This window comes from Oceanobacter sp. 3_MG-2023 (assembly GCF_030688925.1).
In the GTDB taxonomy this organism is placed as follows: Bacteria; Pseudomonadota; Gammaproteobacteria; order Pseudomonadales; family Oceanobacteraceae; genus Oceanobacter.
This window is the reverse complement of record NZ_JAUYVX010000014.1, coordinates 18,761-36,283: the sequence shown is the minus strand read 5'-3', so window position 1 is coordinate 36,283 and position 17,523 is coordinate 18,761. Positions and strand designations below refer to the sequence as shown.

The 17,523-nt window shown below is 56.0% G+C and carries 13 protein-coding genes; 9 read left to right on the top strand and 4 right to left on the bottom strand.

Going from position 1 to position 17,523, the window contains the following annotated elements:
• The first annotated feature begins 69 nt into the window (after positions 1-69).
• The 6 genes from Q8W32_RS13110 to Q8W32_RS13085 are packed head-to-tail and all read left to right on the top strand — an operon-like array spanning position 70 to position 10,325.
• Positions 70-6,744 (top strand): filamentous hemagglutinin N-terminal domain-containing protein, encoded by a 6,675-nt coding sequence (locus tag Q8W32_RS13110; RefSeq protein WP_305415290.1) that lies wholly within the window; start codon positions 70-72, stop codon positions 6,742-6,744.
• Positions 6,741-7,097 (top strand): hypothetical protein, encoded by a 357-nt coding sequence (locus Q8W32_RS13105; protein WP_303431994.1) that lies wholly within the window; start codon positions 6,741-6,743, stop codon positions 7,095-7,097. Before Q8W32_RS13110 ends, Q8W32_RS13105 begins: the two co-directional genes overlap by 4 nt.
• Positions 7,094-8,752 (top strand): ShlB/FhaC/HecB family hemolysin secretion/activation protein, encoded by a 1,659-nt coding sequence (locus Q8W32_RS13100; protein ID WP_305415288.1) that lies wholly within the window; start codon positions 7,094-7,096, stop codon positions 8,750-8,752. The genes Q8W32_RS13105 and Q8W32_RS13100 overlap by 4 nt, the downstream gene beginning before the upstream one ends.
• A gap of 14 nt (positions 8,753-8,766) precedes the next feature.
• Positions 8,767-9,195, top strand: coding sequence for a TonB-system energizer ExbB (gene exbB, locus Q8W32_RS13095; RefSeq protein ID WP_303431996.1), 429 nt, complete (start codon positions 8,767-8,769; stop codon positions 9,193-9,195).
• On the top strand, positions 9,188-9,568 hold the full coding sequence (locus tag Q8W32_RS13090) for a biopolymer transporter ExbD (protein WP_305415286.1): 381 nt from the start codon (positions 9,188-9,190) through the stop codon (positions 9,566-9,568). Before exbB ends, Q8W32_RS13090 begins: the two co-directional genes overlap by 8 nt.
• Position 9,569: 1 nt before the next feature.
• A complete protein-coding gene (locus Q8W32_RS13085; RefSeq protein ID WP_303431998.1) occupies positions 9,570-10,325 on the top strand; it encodes a TonB family protein in 756 nt (251 codons plus the stop codon).
• A 15-nt stretch (positions 10,326-10,340) separates the two neighbouring features.
• Here the strand turns inward: Q8W32_RS13085 and dbpA are convergent, their stop codons facing one another.
• A complete protein-coding gene (gene dbpA, locus Q8W32_RS13080; RefSeq protein WP_370693689.1) occupies positions 10,341-11,924 on the bottom strand; it encodes an ATP-dependent RNA helicase DbpA in 1,584 nt (527 codons plus the stop codon).
• Positions 11,924-13,027 carry a tRNA (uridine(54)-C5)-methyltransferase TrmA gene (trmA, locus tag Q8W32_RS13075; protein ID WP_305415284.1) on the bottom strand — a complete coding sequence of 368 codons (1,104 nt, stop codon included), beginning with the start codon at positions 13,025-13,027 and terminating at the stop codon, positions 11,924-11,926. Before trmA ends, dbpA begins: the two co-directional genes overlap by 1 nt.
• A gap of 37 nt (positions 13,028-13,064) precedes the next feature.
• Between trmA and Q8W32_RS13070 the strand changes: the two genes are divergently transcribed.
• Both Q8W32_RS13070 and Q8W32_RS13065 read left to right on the top strand, forming a co-directional pair.
• Positions 13,065-13,205 carry a hypothetical protein gene (locus Q8W32_RS13070; RefSeq protein WP_305415283.1) on the top strand — a complete coding sequence of 47 codons (141 nt, stop codon included), beginning with the start codon at positions 13,065-13,067 and terminating at the stop codon, positions 13,203-13,205.
• 24 nt (positions 13,206-13,229) lie between these two features.
• Positions 13,230-14,111, top strand: a complete 882-nt coding sequence (locus Q8W32_RS13065; protein ID WP_303432001.1) for an acyl-CoA thioesterase II — start codon at positions 13,230-13,232, stop codon at positions 14,109-14,111.
• 22 nt (positions 14,112-14,133) lie between these two features.
• Here the strand turns inward: Q8W32_RS13065 and Q8W32_RS13060 are convergent, their stop codons facing one another.
• Positions 14,134-15,120, bottom strand: coding sequence for a peptidoglycan DD-metalloendopeptidase family protein (locus Q8W32_RS13060; protein ID WP_305415281.1), 987 nt, complete (start codon positions 15,118-15,120; stop codon positions 14,134-14,136).
• A 95-nt stretch (positions 15,121-15,215) separates the two neighbouring features.
• The gene (gene xseA, locus Q8W32_RS13055) at positions 15,216-16,577 is read right to left on the bottom strand and encodes an exodeoxyribonuclease VII large subunit (RefSeq protein ID WP_370693690.1); all 1,362 of its coding nucleotides are present in this window, start codon (positions 16,575-16,577) and stop codon (positions 15,216-15,218) included.
• A gap of 269 nt (positions 16,578-16,846) precedes the next feature.
• Here xseA and Q8W32_RS13050 point away from each other — a divergent pair, with 269 nt between their 5' ends.
• Positions 16,847-17,326 (top strand): DUF3015 family protein, encoded by a 480-nt coding sequence (locus Q8W32_RS13050; RefSeq protein ID WP_305415278.1) that lies wholly within the window; start codon positions 16,847-16,849, stop codon positions 17,324-17,326.
• The last annotated feature ends 197 nt before the right edge of the window (positions 17,327-17,523 follow it).

Below are 17,523 nucleotides of genomic sequence, written 5' to 3'. Positions count from 1 at the left end.
TGTTGTGCAACCCGTTAATGATGTCTATGCCACCTGCACTGGCGGGCCTGGTATTGGGAGAGTTTTTGTATGAACCGATGTTATCGCACGGTCTTTAACCCCAGTGTGGGTGAGTATCAGGCAACCTCTGAACTCAGTCGCTGCCGTAGCCGCAGCGCCACGGTCCGTTCCGTTTCCCGTTCTGCCATGCGCAGCGGCTTGTACGCCTGTTGCTTGCTGGCCAGCCTGCCTGCTCTGGCGACCGATTTACCCACCGGTGCCGATATTGTGTCTGGCGAGGCCAGTATCAGTACCAGCGGCAACGATATGGCCATCAATCAGAGCACTGACAGCCTGATTACCAATTGGCAAACCTTTGATATTGGTGCAGAAAACAGTGTGACCTTTGTTCAGCCATCGTCGGATTCGGTGGCATTAAACCGGGTAGTGACCAGTGATGCGTCGGAGATTTACGGCAGTCTGAGTGCCAATGGCAAGGTCTTTCTGATCAACAGCAGCGGTATCTTGTTTGGTGAAAATGCTTCGGTGGATACCGCCGGTCTGGTGGCTTCGACCCTGGATATCAGCGATGACGACTTTCTGGACGGCAATTACCAGTTCAGTGGCGATGGCGATAATGCCGCCGTGGTTAACAACGGCAGCCTCATCAGCGATGGTGGTGCCGTCGCTCTATTAGGGGGCAGCGTCACCAACAACGGGGTCATCAGCGCTCGACTGGGCACGGTAGCGCTGGCAGCAGGTAACGTCATTACGCTGGATTTTGCTGGAGATGGCCTGCTTTCTGTGGCAATTGACGAAGCCACCCTAGGCGCTCTGGTCGCCAACCACCAGCTGATTCAGGCCGATGGCGGCCAGGTCATTCTGACCGCCAGTGCCGCCGACAACCTGTTACAGACAGTGGTGAATAACGACGGCATCATTCAGGCTGCCAGCCTGGAAGATCATAACGGCACCATAGTGCTCAACGGCGGCGATGGTGCTGTTGAGATGTCCGGTACTCTCGATACCTCATCAGTCGACACCACAGCAGCCGACGAGCAAACCAGCAGCGGCGGCACCATCCAGATCAGCGGTAGCAGCATCAGCCTCACAGCGGCCACTCTGGACGTATCAGGTACCACAGGCGGTGGCAGCATTGAAATCGGCGCCGGTTATCAGGGCAGTGATTATTCGTCGACCGGCCTGACCGACAGCAGCAGTCTCACCAATGCCACCAGTATCAGCATTGATAACGACAGCAGCCTGTTGGCCGACGCTGGCAGCAGCGGCGACGGTGGCACCATTGTGGTGTACGCCGAACAAGACACCCAGGCGGGTGGCCGCTATTCCGCCACCGGTGGCAGCACCTCCGGCGACGGTGGTCTGATTGAAACCAGCGCCAGCAGCCTCAGCGTCGCCAGTGCCATCAGCATAGACACCAGTGCTGCGAACGGGGCAACCGGCAGCTGGTTACTAGACCCGGATGGCTTTACCGTCGGTGACGACGGCGATATGACCGCAGCAGCCCTGACCAGCGCCCTGCAAACCAGCAATGTCACCATTCAATCGACCGATGGCAGTGGCGACGACGGCGATATTACCATTGCCGACGATGTCAGCTGGAGCAGCAATGCCCTGACCCTGACCGCCACCCATAACATCAACGTCAATGCCGTAATGACAGCCACCGACAACGCCGGACTGGTCGCCAACTATGGTACTGGCATCGATGAGGACGGCGTTCTCTACGGCCTGTACACCCAACAGGGAGGTAATAGCAGCTTCACCGGACGAATCGATCTGGACGAAACCGTCAGCGTGGTGATGAACGGCAATAGCTATACCGTGATTACCGACGCCAGCCAGCTGGCCGATATTGCCAGCCAGCTGGCCGATATTGCCAGCGACGGTTACTACGTACTGGGTGTTGACCTGGGTGATGGCTTTGATGACCAGACCATTAGCAGTTTTGCCGGTGTCTTGAACGGCTTTGGCCATACCTTCAGTTATAGCAACGACTATGACGACAGCGGCATTGCCAGCGGCCTGTTCGGTACACTGGAAAACAGCGCCCTGGTCTCCAACCTGATTCTGACCGCTGGCAATATCGACGGTCAGGACAGCGGCTCAGCCAGTGCTATTGGTGCACTGGCCAATATCAACTACGGCAGCATTATCAACGTCGGTAGCGGAGTCGCTGTGAAAGATACCCTGGCCGATGACGAGGGTAACTCCAGCATTGGTGGCCTGGTCGGCATCAACTACGGCCTGCTGGCCAACAGCTATACCTACTCAGGAAGTCTCTACATCGTCAATATCGGTGGCGGCCTGGTGGGCACCAATGAAACCAGCGGTGTCATTGTTAACAGTTCTACGCGCTACAACGGTGCTACCGTCGATGCCGATGCGGCCACAGTGACCTATTTGGGCGGGCTGGTCGGGGTTAACAACGGTACGATCAGCAAAAGCTATTCAACCTTACTGGTCGATACCGGTTCCAGTAGATATGACGAAGAGGATTTTCCTGACCTGATTGCCGGTGGCTTTGTTGGCCAGAATAACGGCACCATCGACCAGTCGTATGCATACCATGACACTGAAACGGGTACCGGCAGTATGACCAGTGGCCTAAGCACGGTCGGTGGTTTTGTCGGCGAAAATACCGGTACCATCACCAATGCCTATGCCTACGACATGCTCTACGGCAATAAAGCTTATGCGGCCGGCTTTGCCTACATTAACAGCGGCACCATTGAAAACAGCTATGCCCGCTTTACCAGTAGCGCCTCTTCTGTAAGGACCGTATATGGCTTTGTTGCCTACAACACAGGCACCATCAGCAACAGCTACTGGACCCATAACGAGGGTGGTACGGCAGTGGACTCTGTCGACGACGATGGTTCTGAGGACTACGTCGATCTCACCACAGAGCTGGGTGCTGAAGAAGCCTCCGACCTCGCCAACTATGTCGGTTTCGATTCGGAAATCTGGAGCAGTGCTGGCAGCGGCTTCCCCATGCTGGCAGCTCTGAATGCGGTTTATGTGTCCAACTCTCTCAGTAGCAGAATAACGCTGGACTACGGCGAAGATGCGTATACCTCAGGGAATCTCTCCATTTATGGCCTGCAGGCGGGCGACACCGCTGCCGATGTGCTGTTCATTGATGAAAGTGCGCTGTCCTGGGGGTATCTGGATGCCGGCGACTACAACGCCACCGATGTGACGGTGAGCAGTGTTGATGGTTACAGCATCCTCGGTAATTTCACCGTCACTCCGGCAGAGATCAACCTCGATTATAATAACTACACCACTTACGCCGCTAAAGAATACGATGGCACCACGGATGTGAACCTTGACGGTAACAGCAGCTTTAATGGTCTGATCGGCGACCAGACCCTTACCTTCAGCTACGATGCCTCATACGACTCCGCCGATGTCGCCTGGAGTGACGGCTATGTCACCAGCCAGACTATTACCGTTGACAATATCAGTGTCAGCGATGGTGACAACGGCGGCAAGTCTTCCAACTATGTTCTCAAAAGCGACAGCTTTACCGCCAGCGCAGTAATTTCCCAACGGCTGGTCGACAGTTCGGAACTCAGCAGCAGCGCCAGTGACAAGACCTATGACGGCACGACCACTGCCGATGTCAGCCTCAGCATCACCGACAGCCTCGCCGCTGACACCCTTGCCAGTGGCGAACTGAGCCTGGAGTACGACAGTGCCGACTTCGACAGCGCCGATGCTGGCGATGATCAGACAGTCACCGTCAGCGGTATCAGCCTGGCTGGCGACAGTGCCGCTAATTATCTGTTGGAAAACGACACCAGTACCACGGAAGCCAGCATCAACCCACTGGTATTAACCGTGTATGGCAGCACCACCGACACCGAACTCGACAGCACGACGATCAGCGCCGACGAGTTGAGCCTCTCAGGTGTATTGGAAGGCGATACCGTCAACCTCAGCGGCACAGCCAATCTGCTTTCCAGCGAGGAGGGAAGTAATGAACTGGACATCAGCAATCTGACTATTGATAACGCCAACTACACCCTGGTGGATGCTGATACCAGCTTTGTAATTTCCGAAGCCTTACGGGTCGCCATATCCAGCAGTAACGGCGTCACCCTGGATGAAGACGTCAACACCACCAGCATCACCACCACCGAGTCCAGCAGCTGGATCAACTGGCAGGTCTTCTCGATTGACGCAGGCGAAACCGTCACCATCACCCAGCCAGATGGCAGTTCGGTATTACTGAACCGTGTCACCGGCGATGCCGCCAGTATTATTGACGGTACCTTGCTATCCAATGGCCGGGTATTCCTTCTTAACTCCAATGGCGTGCTGTTCAGCAGCAGCTCCTACGTCGACGTGGCCGCTCTGGTCGCCAGCACGCTCAGCCTCAGCAACGATGAGCTGATGGACGGTGACGACCAATACATCTTCTCCGTTGGCTCCAGTGAAACCGGCTCGGTGGTCAGCGAGGGTGATATCGTGATTGCCGACGGGGGCTTGCTGGCGCTGCTCAGTAGCCAGGGCGTCAGCCAGAATGGCAGTCTCTCCGCCACCAATGGCAGTGTGGTACTGGCCGCGACTTCCGGGCTGACACTGACCACCGACGACACTGGGCTGACTGACTACCAGCTGGACGATGTCAGCGGTGCACTGACATTCGGTGGCAGCGCCAGCATCAGTAATGGTCTGCTGGAAACCGCCGGTGAAACCCTCAACCTCGACAGCCTGACGCTGATCGACGACAGCGCAGCGGCGACCTGGTCCGTCTCTGTGCCTGCCATCAGCATTGGCGACAGCGGCCTGTTCAGCGCCGACGAAGTAGCCGCCCAACTGGCCGTACGCAACCTGTTGCTCAATGCCATGGATGGAGGCATCACCATCAGTGATGACATCCGCTGGAGCAGCGATAGCACCCTTGGACTGGCCAGCACAGACACCCTGGACATCAATGCTCGCCTGAACGCCAGCGGCGCCAGTGCCGGACTGATTATCGAGGGCGATTACGCCATTAATAGTGAGCATCTGGACTACAACGCCGACACCACTGGCTATGCCGACGCCGGCATTACCCTCAGGGGCGCCAATGCCAGCCTCACTATCGACGGTAACGATTACGTACTGCTGCACGACATGGACGATATTGAAGCCATCAATGACGTCGGCGGCAGTGGTTATTACGCCATCGCCAATGATATTGATGCCAGTGCCTACGGCGATACCGAAGCGGTCGTCACGACCTTTACCGGCGTATTGGCCGGGTTGGGCAATACCATTGCCAGCCTGACCGTGGATACTGGCTACGAGAGCTACGCCGGCCTGATTGGCCAGGCCACCGACGCTGTGTTCCGCGATCTGTTTCTAGATACCATTGATATTGCCGGGTTCGCATATATCGGTGGCTTGCTGGGCTATGGCAGCAATATCACCCTCGACAATATTCGTGTCAGTGGTGCGGTTACGGGTAATGTTGATAACACCCAGACCGGCACTGAAACCAATACAAACATCGGGGGTATTGCCGGGGCCATAGCCCTGGGCAACGTAAATAATGTGTCGTCCTCCGCCACCGTCACCGGCAATCAGGCTGACGCTATCAGTGCAGATATCACTATTACTACGGGTAACATTGGCGGTCTTATCGGCGGAGCCAGCGGTATTACCCTGACCAATGCCTATAACACTGGCGACGTAACGGGGCACTCTGGTGTGGGTGGCCTGATTGGCAGAATCAATAGCTACACAGCCACCGATGGCACCGTTGTGGACTCAGTTGTGGAATACGCCTGGAACACGGGCAGCATCAGCGGTGACGACGTCTACCTGGACGACGGTACTGCCGGAAATATTTCCTACGCCGTTGGCGGTCTTTTTGGCAGTGTGGCCAACGCCATTATCAGCCACGTCTGGAGCACCGGCGATGTCTATGGCGGCGGCTACACAGGAGGTCTGATCGGTGCTGCAACCGACAGTGATATCAGTGATGCCTCCGCCAGTGGCGATGTCTATGCCTACAACGTCGAAAACGACCATTTCTTCCAGACCAGCATTGGCGGCCTGATTGGCGACATGTCTGGAGGCAGTGTCTCGGACTCCAGTGCCAGCGGGGATGTTTATGCCGATTCAACTGACGACCCTTATTACACCTATATGAGTGTGGGAGTCGGCGGTCTGGTCGGCACTCTCGAAGACGGCACCATCAGTAACTCCAGCGCCACTGGTAACGTGACTGGCGGTAGTATGGTCGGTGGCCTGGTCGGCCAGAACGAAGGTGGCAGCGTCAGCGATTCCAGTGCCAGTGGTAATGTTGACGGCGCCGTTGCCACGGGTGGCCTGGTCGGTCACGACGAAGAGGGCAGCTACACCAACTCCACATCCAGTGGCGATGTCTCCTATATTCTGGAGCCGCAATCGGCTATTGATAACTCCGCAGATACCCTCTCAGATGGGGATTCTGACGACTCAGATACCAACAGCGGCAACACCTCTACCTCTGCCACCACAGCAGCCCGCGCTGCGGTAGATGCCAGCCAGCAAGACCTGCCTGAAACCGAATCCGCTACCGACCGCTTTGACGGCGACTCCAGCGACGATCTGGCACTGATTGCCGCCCGCGAAGGCGGTGGCGAACAGGGCGACGGCAGCTACAGCGCCGACGTCCATGAAATCGAGATTGACGGGGTGATCTATCAGTTAAGCGAAGACGACTGTGATCCAGCCAACGAAGACTGCCAGGGAGACGACCAGTGAGCACTCTGAAACCAAGCTGCAATAACCAGCCATCTGGCACTGTCAAGCCGCTGCTTGTTCTGCTGAAGGCAGCGTTGCTGCCATCTACTCTGGCGCTGCTGGCTTTGCCCGCGGCAGCCGAGCCTGAACCGCAGCCGTTCGTCACTGTGCAACAGCATGGTGGTAGCGCTGCCCAGCAGTTGCAGGCAATAGAAACAGAGATTGCCCAGCAACAATTGCTGCAACCATTGACCGACCGGGTGACCTTCCATCAGCAGAACGAACCCGATTCACTGTTTGAAATCCGGCAGGGGGGAATTGCCATGCCGGGTCAATGCAATAACCCACCTTGTCAGGGGGAGGATCGTCCATGAATCGATTGCTTTATCGTGCCCTGTTGTTATTACCGATCGGCATATTACCAACGGCCGTGATGGCCCAGACTGCACCCGCAGGCGATCAGGTATTACGAGAAATCCAGCCAGCGGCAGAATTACCCGCACCGCGAGAACTGGACCTGACCATTCCTGCCATGGCTGACCCTGTTGCTCGTTCGTCTGCAGGTACAACCATGCAAATAGTTGGATTTCGCTTTATCGACAATCAGGTCTTCAGTGATGCTGAATTAAGCGCACTGTTAGCGGATCTGGCTGGCAGCATGATGGGGCTAGGTGATCTGGAAGGTGCCGCTGCCCGTGTGACTCACCATTATCGCGATCATGGTTATCCACTCACCCGAGTGGTGATTCCGGCCCAGACCATTCAGGATGGCATCGTGGACATGCAGGTACTGGAAGGTCGGCTGGGCGAGCTGGAAGTCACCAACAATACCCGTCTGAGATCTTTTGGACAGGCACCGCTGACGCTACTGCAAAGCGGTGATGCCATTCGTACCGATGCGCTGGAACGGGCGCTGCTGCTGACCAACGAACGGGCGGGGGTTAATACTCATGCCGTGCTCAGCCCTGGCAGCAGCACGGGCCTGACTGATTTACTGGTGACACTGGAGCCCGAGCCTGCGCTGCAAGGCCAGGTGTCGATTGACAACGGTGGCAACCGCTTCACCGGCAGTTATCGCAGCATGGCGTTACTGAAAGTGAATAACCTGCTGGGGCTGGGTGAACGGGTTGACCTTAACCTGGTCGGCAGCAACGGCAACCAGCAGTACTATTACGGTGGCATTGATATTCCCGTAGGTCGCTGGGGTACCAGTATCGGCGGCGGGTATTCCTGGTTGACCTACGAGCTGGGGGAAGATTTTTCCTACCTCGACAGCCATGGGAGCGCACGTTCCGGTCATTTGTTTGTCCGTCAGCCACTGATCGCCCACCGCGATTTGTGGCTCGACGTCAAATTCGATCGCCAATGGCGGCGTCTGCATGACCAGATCGATCTGGCCGATAGTGAAAGCAAAAATCGCTACCGGGTGAATACCCTGACGTTGGAAGGCAATAACCGGGACCACTGGTTTGGTGGCGGTATGAATGCCTTTGCGCTGGGCTGGGGCCACGGCAGTTTGAATATGCTCAACACCGAAGACAAAAACAGCGACAAACTGGGTGCCCAGGCCATTGGTGGTTTTAATACCGTACGGCCAACACTGGTGCGACTGCAACGACTGGATGATCGTTTCAGTCTGTTTGCCCGCCTGCGCGGCCAGTGGGCGGATGGCAACCTGGGGGGCGGTGAGAAATTCAGCCTTGGCGGCAGCAGTGGTGTGCGGGCTTATCCTCAGGGAGAAGCCCAGGGAGACCTGGGCTGGCTGGCTACTACCGAATTGCGCTACAACCTCAATCACTATGTACAGTTGAACGCGCTGTTTGACTACGGTGCCGTGACCATCAACAAAGACCGCTGGGACGACAGCGACAACCACCGCCACCTGAGCTCGGTTGGGGTCTCAGCAGTGCTTTATTATGCCGACTTTACCGTCGATATAAGCTCATCCTGGAAAGCAGGTTCAGAGGCACCGGAAAGTGATGATGATAAAACCCCACGAATCTGGGCCCAGGCCAGCTGGACTTTCTGAGCAGGAGCAAGTGTATGAATATGGATGTGTTGGCGGGTGTGATCGACTATGGCGTGATTCTGTTTCTCGCGTTTCTCAGTGTGGTGGTTGTCGCCGTCGGGCTGGAGCGCTTTGTGCGCTACCGGCAGTTGAAACTTAGCGATTTCAATGACCTGAAAAGTCTTGAACTGGCGTTGTCTGACAAGCTGATTCTGATTTCTACCGTGGCGGCCAACGCGCCTTATATCGGCTTGCTGGGCACGGTATTGGGTATCATGCTGACCTTTTACCGGATGGGTATGGACGCCAATATCGACACCCTCAAAATCATGGTGGGCCTGGCGCTGGCGTTGAAAGCCACTGCTGCCGGTCTGTTGGTCGCGCTGGTTGCGGTGGTGTTTTATAACCTGTTGATGCGGCGCGCCAAGGTGTTGATGCTGAAGTGGGAGATCGCCAATGGATGACAAGGCGTTTGAAAGCATGAACATGGTACCGTTTATCGACATCATGCTGGTGTTGCTGACGATTGTGCTGATGACGTCAAGCTTTATTGTCAGTGGCAAGATTCCGCTCAATCTGCCCAGTGCCAGCAATACCGACAAGGATCGTGACCAGCAACGTATGCTGGAACTGGATGCCGAAGGACAGCTATACTTGGACAGCTTGCCAGTGCAGGTAGCGGAACTGGGTAGCGCATTAACCGGGGAAGATCGCCAGACACCGTTTCTGCTGCGGGCGGATAAAAGCATCGCCTTGCAGAAATTTGTCGATGTGATGGACGCGCTCAAAACCCTTGGTTTTACTCGTGTTGCCATCCAAACGGAAGCAGGGGGCTGATATGAGTCTGCGGCCATTTACGCTTTGGCATGGTGCTCTGATATCGGTCTTGCTGCATGCACTGATTGCCTTGCCCTGGCTGCTGGATCTGCAGGCGGCTCCGGTGGCGGAGTCGAAAGAATTGCTGGTGATTGAGCTGGATGGCCTGGAAAGCCAAGTCCAGCAACAACAACAGCATCTGGGTGCCCGGCCACAGGTTCATCAACCGGTGGGCGAGGCCAGGCCAACACCTCCACCAGTCGCCGCGGCTCAGGCCGTAGAAGCGGAACCAGACCCGGTTAAGAAAGCGCCACGACAGCCGGAAAGCCCGGTTAAAGTGAAGCAAACACCGCCGCAACCAAAGCCACAGACCGCAGCTCAGGCAGCACAAGTGCCGCCAACGGCGCAGGCCGAGGAAAAACAAGCCATTGATGCAGGTCAAAAGCAGCAACAGCAACAGCAAACATTACAGCGGCCTGAGATCTCAAAATCGGCTTTGCGGCATTATTTAGCACGGCTGAAAAAATCCATCCAGAGCAACCTGGAATATCCCGATGATGCCCGTCGTTATCGCCAGACTGGTATGCCAGTGGTCAGCTTCCGGCTGCGTGAGGATGGTCATCTGGAGCCGGGCAGCCTGCACTTGGCCCGCAGCAGCGGTTTTCCCCAGCTTGATCAGCGCGCGTTGGCCGCGGCTACAGCCAGTGCGCCATTTGATCGTCCGCCCAAGGTGATGCAGGTGGCGATTGCCATTTCGTTTGCTCGCGCCAGTCGCTGATAACCGCGTTATCCCTTAGAGCTTTCTGGCCTTGATGGTTTTGCCCTTGACCCGGCCCTGGTTCAAGACCTCAACAGCTTGTCGGGCGGCGGTTCGTTCAACGGCAACGTAAGACACCATGTCCAGCACGTGGATTTTGCCAACCTGCTTGCCCTGGATGCCACCGGGTGCGGTGAGTGCTCCCAGCACATCGCCGGGGCGCATTTTGTGTTTGCGCCCAGCGGCAATACACAGGGTGGCAAATTCCGGCAGCACCGGGATTGGGGTATCGATGCTGAGTTCCTCAACAGCCATACAAGGAATATCAATACCTTGCTGGTTGTTAAGCGCCTTGCGTTTGTTATCTTCGCTGTCGCCGATCAGGGTGATGGCAATCCCTTCCTTGCCAGCCCGACCGGTGCGACCAATACGGTGGGTATAGACTTCCAGCTCGCGTGGTACCTCGACGTTAATCACGGCTGGCAAGTCGTCAACATCCAGACCCCGTGCTGCGACGTCGGTAGCAACAAGGAAGTTGGCAGAGCCTTGCTTGAACTGGGTCAAAATGGCATCGCGGTCGCGTTGTTCCAGGTCGCCGTTGATCGCCCGGGCAATAAAGCCCAGTGATTTCAGCTGCTGGGCGATTTCTTCGGTGCTTTGCTTGGTGTTGCAGAACACTACTGCTTGTTGAATATCAAAGTGCGCTAACACCCGTTCAAGAGCGGCCGGGCGCTGGTGGCGATCACACAAGACCAGGCGCTGATCAATGCTGTTGCTGGTGTGAGTGGATTCAACCTTGATGATCTCTGGCGACTGCTGGTATTGAGCGCTCAGTTTCTGGATGTTGTTCGGGTAGGTGGCGGAGAACAACAACGTCTGGCGGTCTTCCGGAGTGTGGCCAATGATGTGCTGGATATCGTCGCTGAATCCCATATCTAACATGCGATCGGCTTCGTCCAGTACCAGAGTGTGTACCTGACTGATGTCCAGTGTGTTTTTGCGCAGGTGATCTTTCAGGCGTCCCGGTGTGCCGACAACAATATGAGCGCCGTGCTCCAGTGAGCCGATTTGTGGGCCAATGGATACACCGCCACTTAATACCACGACCTTGATATTGGCCAGATAACGGGCCAGCTGGCGGATCTCGGTGGCTACCTGGGATGCCAGTTCGCGGGTCGGGCACATAATCAAACCCTGTACGCCAAAAAAGCGCGGATTGATCTTGGTCAGCAGTGGAATGGCGAAGCTGGCGGTTTTACCTGAGCCGGTTTTGGCCTGGGCAATCAGATCCTTACCGTCCAGCGCCAGCGGCAAGGCCAGTTGCTGGATAGCCGTCATGGCGGTGTAACCCATGGTGCGCAGATTATCGATTTGTTCTGCGGGTAAATTCAGGGCTGCAAATTCACTGCTGGTTGGGGTTGAGTCGGTCATGGTGGCTGCCTGTGGTGTATCCGTGATGGACTGATGCGACCGGGCGGCGTTGCCGGCAGGGCTGGAATCAGCAGAGGTGTCAGTATTGTTAGCCGTGGTTTTTTGCGGATGTGTCTCGCTGCGCCGGGTGCGGGCAGAAGAGCGGGAACCGAGTTTGCCACTGCGGGCGTTTTTCCAGGGATCAACCATCAGACAGGTCTCCGGGTGAGTAACACACCGGTCTCAATATGATGGGTATAGGGGAACTGGTCAAACAGTGCGCAGCGCTGGATGGTATGGGTTTGTGATAACAGTCGCAGGTTGGCTTGCAGGGTTTCCGGGTTACAGGAAATATAGATGATATTGTCGTAGCCCTGCACCTGCTTGACGGATTCGTCGTCGAGTCCGGCCCGGGGCGGATCGACCAGCACGGTGCGGAAATCATAGCTGCTGAGATCGACGTCTTTCAGCCGTTCAAACTGCTTTTCACCGCGTAAAGCCTGGACAAAATCCTCGCTGGCGAGGCGGGCGATAATCAGGTTGTCGATCTGGTTATCGGCAATGTTGACCTGGGCTGCAGCCACGGAGGTTTTGGAAATTTCAGTGGCCATAACCCGATCAAAACAGTTGGCCAGAGCGATGGAGAAATTGCCGTTACCGCAATAAAGCTCAAGCAGATCCCCGCCAATTCCTGCGGAACAGCGACGCGCCCAGCTGAGCATTTTCTGGTTCATCTCACCATTGGGCTGGGTAAAGCCGCCTTCAATCTGGCGATAACGATAGGTCTGGCCATCGACGCTCAGCTGCTCGGTAACATAGTCGCGTTCCAGTACAACTTTCTGTTTGCGCGAACGGCCAATAATGGCGACATTCATACGCGCCATCAGGGCGCGGGCTGCCACTTCCCAATCGGCATCGAGTTTTTTGTGGTAAATCAGCGTGATCAAGGCATCGCCACTGAGGGTGGTGAGAAACTCAACCTGAAACAGTTTGCGTCGCAGTGGCTGGTTGTCTTGCAACTCGGCCAGCAAGCGCTGCATCAGATCGTTGATCTGTTCTGAGGCAATGGGGAAATCGAGCACTTCCAGCGGTTTTTTGCGGTCTTCCGGGTCAAACATGGCGTAAAAACAGCGGTCGCCACTGTGCCAAAGACGAAATTCGGCCCGCAAGCGAAAGTGCGTTACCCGGCTGGCAAACACTTCCAGTGCCGGGGGATCAAATTCAGACAGTCGTTGCGTCAGGGTTTGGCACTTTTGTTCCAGTAGTTGCGGGTAGTGCGCTGGCGTAACGCCGGGTTGGTACAGATCTGACATAAAAGCGGGTAAGCTCCGCGGAGGAATAAAAAAGTAAATGAAAAAAGCCGGGCATTATACGGCGCTGGCAAAGTACAACAAGCGTACTGCACTGAAGCTTGAAAAGAAAAATAACCTGGCGGTCATTGCCCGGTTATTTTTCCTGGAACGCTGGCCGCTGATATCATCAGGCGATTGATTATAATTATAAAAGGAACCCGGCATGAGTGATGTTCTGGATGAGTTGATTGGTTTACTCGACCTGGAGCCAATTGGAGTGAACCGTTTTCGAGGTCGCTGTCAGGATCTTGGCTTTAAAAACCTGTTCGGTGGGCAGGTTCTGGGTCAGGCACTATCCGCGGCAACCCAAACCTTGCCAGGTGATATTCATCGCGATTGGCTACCCCATTCCCTGCACTCCTATTTTTTACGTCCCGGCAATGTCAAGGACAGCCTGGAATTTGAAGTCTCGGTGCTGCGGGATGGCCGCAGTTTTGCCAACCGGCAAGTGCTGGTCAGCCAGCTGGGTAAAGCGGTGATGACCATGACATGCTCGTTTCAGCGCCCGGAGGCCGGGTTGGAACATCAGGTCGCGAAACCTGCCGCCAAAGGCCCGGAAGGCATTGCGTCGCAGGTGGAGCTGGCGCGGCAGTGGCGGGATTGTTTCCCGGAGCGTTTACGACCGATTTATACCGCCGACAAGCCGGTTGAGATGCGGGTTGTCGATCCGGTTAATATTTTCTCGCCAGAAGTACGGCCACCACACAAAACGGTGTGGATGCGCAGTGATGACACCATGGACGACAGCATTCGTCATCACACGACCTTGCTGGCCTACGCCAGTGACTTCAATCTGATTACAACGGCTTTGTTGCCCCATGGGGTAACGGTATTCCAGAAAGAAATGCAGGTTGCCAGCCTGGATCACAGCATCTGGTTTCATCGGCGGTTCCGGATGGATGACTGGCTGCTGTACAGCATCGACAGCCCCACGGCTTCCGGTGGCCGGGGGTTCTGTCGCGGGCAGGTGTTTTCTGCCGATGGCAAGCTGGTGGCCTCGATCGCCCAGGAAGGTCTGATTCGCCATTGCCAGCCAGAGGATTAGTCTGGCGGGCTGGCGCCCGGCGTCAGGGCTGAACGGTCTCGCTGGCAGCTTCCGGTTTGGGTTCCAGGAACAGCATGGGATCTATCCGGGCGTTATTCAGGCTGAGCGTCCAGTGCAGGTGTGGCCCGGTAACTCGCCCGGTTGCGCCCACCAGACCAACGTGATCGCCTACCTCCAGCTGGTCTCCCGGCTGCACATCAATACGGCTCAAGTGGCAAAACATCGAAATCAGCCCTTGGCCGTGATCCAGCAACACGGTATTGCCGTTGAAATAATAATCCCCGGTTTGCACCACGGTGGCTTGCGCCGGGGCAATGATCTCGGTGCCGGTGGCGGCGGCAATATCCAGCCCGCTGTGCGGATTGCGGCGTTGGCCATTAAAAAAGCGTTGTAAACCAAAGGGGCTGGAAATTGGCCCTGTTACCGGCCAGATCATCGGTTGCCACGGAGCTGTTGCTTGCTGGCCGGAAACCGGAGTGAAGGACGTAAAGACACTTTTCATCTTGCGGCTTTCGGCACGGATACGTTCCAGCGCGGGCTGACTGGGATTGACGTGTTTGTTTTTTACCGTTAACCACTGTTCGGCGTAGCTGTGGGGGGTAACGTCGAAGGTTTGTTTTTGGCCGTTAATCGTCAAGGTGCGTTGACCTGGCGATGATTTCAGGTCAATGCCGACGACGGCGGTCCAGTGATGGTTGTCGCCGTCGCCGCTATTAATGGTCATCACTGGACGACCGCCGACCTCTACTTTGGGGGGAGTGGCGCTGTTGCCAAGGTCGAACAGGGCGACACCACCAGGCACCAGTTGTTGCTTGGGCAGTGGTTGTTTGGGTGGCTGTTGCTGTGTATCGGCGCTGACCGGTAGCGTCAGGCACAGTCCCGCCATGGTGGCGAATAGCAGACGGGCGGATTTGGCCAGCGTGGTGTTCCGTCGAGTGGCTGGCTGGCTGTTTGAGAGGCTGCCGGAAGTCGTTGTGGCTGGGCGGCTTGTGTTGGAATCCTGCATCATTGCTGTTTCCTTCTCTTGCTTGTCTGTATCTGCCGCTGGATCTGCGGACGTTGTCGTTGTGTACGCGATGTCTGTGGTTGGCTCAGGTGTCCGGCTCAGGTGCTCGTTCCGTCGGTGTCCGGGTGCGGGGTGATGATCTCACACTCCAGCCAGCCTTGGGCCAGTCGTGCATGAACCCGCTCCCCGGCATGATGCTGTTGGGCATCACGAATCACATCACCACCGGGGGTCTGGCACAAGGCATAACCCCGGCCCAATACATTGAGTGGGCTAAGATTGTTGAGCAGCTGCGCCTGACTACCCAACTGTTGCTGGCGCTGCTGCAACAGACGTTGCATGGCATGGCGAAGGCGAATACCCAACTGGTCGTTCTGACTGCCCAACGCTGCCAGCGTGGTTTGTGGATGTTGGTGCTGCAGCCGCTGATGCCATTGCTGGATGTGCCACTGGCGGTGCTGTTGTTGCTGCTTCCAGGACGCCATTAACCGCTGCTCCAGTTGGTCGAGCTGCTGGGCGTTTTGTTCCAGTTGCCGGGCTGGGTGACGTAACCGCTGTTGCAGATGCTGCAGTTGCTGGCTGGCGGTCAGTAAGGACTGGCGCTGGCTCCGTAGCAGACGCTGTAACAGCTGAGCCAGTTGCTGATAACGACTGGACTGATCGTCGCTGACCAGCTCTGCGGCTGCGGATGGCGTTGGTGCGCGCAGGTCGGCAACAAAATCACAGAGGGTAAAATCCACCTCGTGACCAACAGCACTGATCACGGGCAAGCGCGAGGTAAACACCGCCCGCACCAGCGCTTCATCATTAAAACACCAGAGATCTTCCAGTGAGCCACCACCACGGCCAAGAATAATCACATCCACACGCTGATCCCGGTTGGCGCGTTCAAGGGCAGACACCAGCTGTGCTGGCGCGTCCTGTCCCTGTACCAGAGCCGGGTAGACATCCACTTCAATGGACGGATTACGGCGTTGTAACACCGTCAGAATATCGTGCAGAGCGGCACCGGTGGATGACGTGATAATGGCCAGGCGGCGGGCTTTGGGTATCGGCTGCTTGTGCTCCTGATTAAAGAGCCCTGCGGCGGCCAGTCGTTGTTTTTGCTGCTGGAAAGCCAGTAGCAATGCCCCTTCTCCGGCCGGTTTCATGCTCTCGACAATCAGCTGGTAATCCCCCCGGGCAGTGTACAGACTGACCTTGGCGCGAATTTCAACCTGATCACCTTCCTTGGGCGAGAAAGTTAACTGCGCAGTGCGAGAGCGAAACATGGCACAACGCACCTGGGCACCGCGATCCTTCAGGCTGAAATACCAATGGCCGGATGACGGGCGGGCAAGGCTCGACAACTCTCCTTCTACCCGTACATTGGCAAAGGATATTTCCAGCAGTTGCTTGGCGCGTTCATTCAGTTGACTGACCGTAAACACGGCGGGCGGGGTGGGTGAGGGCATGGTGATCTCGAACAGGGTTTGTGCAGAGGCTGCCATAGCCGCCGGGCTTTGACCAGAAGAGGGGATGGTTTTGTGTGGTGATTGTTCATCTGTGGTACAACTGTTTTTTGGCTGCATCAGAGGAAATGAGAGCGAGGGCGTACATCGGGTTTCAGTTGTTGGTACCATAAATGAGGTGGATAAGGCATATTAATGTCCCCCATGGAGTGCGGCAGCGAGTACATAACAAAACGCTGGTTGTCGTAATGAATTGACCCGGTTCAAGGATACAAACTATGAAAAAAATTGCGGCAATTGCCATTCTGACAGCATCATCTTCATTTGCACTGGCTGCGAATGGCCCAGCTGGTTGTGGCTTGGGTACAGCGGTTATTTTCCCCGATGCCAATGAATGGCATGAACATGTACTGGCAGCCACGACTAACGGTACTTCTGGTAACCAGACTTTTGGCATGACCTCTGGCACCTTGGGTTGTGAGGCGGCTCATGGTCCTCTGTCCCAGGGACTGACCCAGGCATTTATCGACGACAATATGGATCAGCTGGCTGCTGATGTTGCTGTTGGTGAAGGCGAAACCTTGAATGCGCTGGCCGAAGTGGTGGGTGTTGATCTGTCTGATCGCGCCACTTTTGCTGCTGCACTGCAAGCCGATTTTGACGCCATGTTCAACGAAAATGCGACTTCTGCTACCGCGCTGGAAGCCATGACTGCTGCGATGGCTGCGGATGCCAGCTTGCAAAAATACCTGGGCTGATCTGATCGCTCAGAGGTAACAGATTGCTGAACAGTGATCTGGAAAAAGTGCGCCAAGGCGCACTTTTTTGTGTCCTTTATTTACGTTATCGATTTCGATCTGCAGATATGGACGCACATAGAGATGTCCCCTAAAGATTGATAGGTTGCTGGTTGGGTATCCCGACAGGAGGGATATCTGATGGGCTTGATCAGTGA

Excerpts from the sequence above, each read along its gene's own strand:
- Q8W32_RS13065 (WP_303432001.1), top strand. The coding sequence starts at position 13,230 with ATGAGTGATGTTCTGGATGAGTTGATTGGTTTACTCGACCTGGAGCCA.
- Q8W32_RS13060 (WP_305415281.1), bottom strand. The coding sequence starts at position 15,120 with ATGATGCAGGATTCCAACACAAGCCGCCCAGCCACAACGACTTCCGGC.
- dbpA (WP_370693689.1), bottom strand. The coding sequence starts at position 11,924 with ATGGTTGATCCCTGGAAAAACGCCCGCAGTGGCAAACTCGGTTCCCGC.
- Q8W32_RS13070 (WP_305415283.1), top strand. The coding sequence starts at position 13,065 with ATGAAAAAAGCCGGGCATTATACGGCGCTGGCAAAGTACAACAAGCGT.
- Q8W32_RS13100 (WP_305415288.1), top strand. The coding sequence starts at position 7,094 with ATGAATCGATTGCTTTATCGTGCCCTGTTGTTATTACCGATCGGCATA.
- Q8W32_RS13110 (WP_305415290.1), top strand. The coding sequence starts at position 70 with ATGAACCGATGTTATCGCACGGTCTTTAACCCCAGTGTGGGTGAGTAT.
- Q8W32_RS13085 (WP_303431998.1), top strand. The coding sequence starts at position 9,570 with ATGAGTCTGCGGCCATTTACGCTTTGGCATGGTGCTCTGATATCGGTC.
- Q8W32_RS13050 (WP_305415278.1), top strand. The coding sequence starts at position 16,847 with ATGAAAAAAATTGCGGCAATTGCCATTCTGACAGCATCATCTTCATTT.
- trmA (WP_305415284.1), bottom strand. The coding sequence starts at position 13,027 with ATGTCAGATCTGTACCAACCCGGCGTTACGCCAGCGCACTACCCGCAA.
- Q8W32_RS13090 (WP_305415286.1), top strand. The coding sequence starts at position 9,188 with ATGGATGACAAGGCGTTTGAAAGCATGAACATGGTACCGTTTATCGAC.
- exbB (WP_303431996.1), top strand. The coding sequence starts at position 8,767 with ATGAATATGGATGTGTTGGCGGGTGTGATCGACTATGGCGTGATTCTG.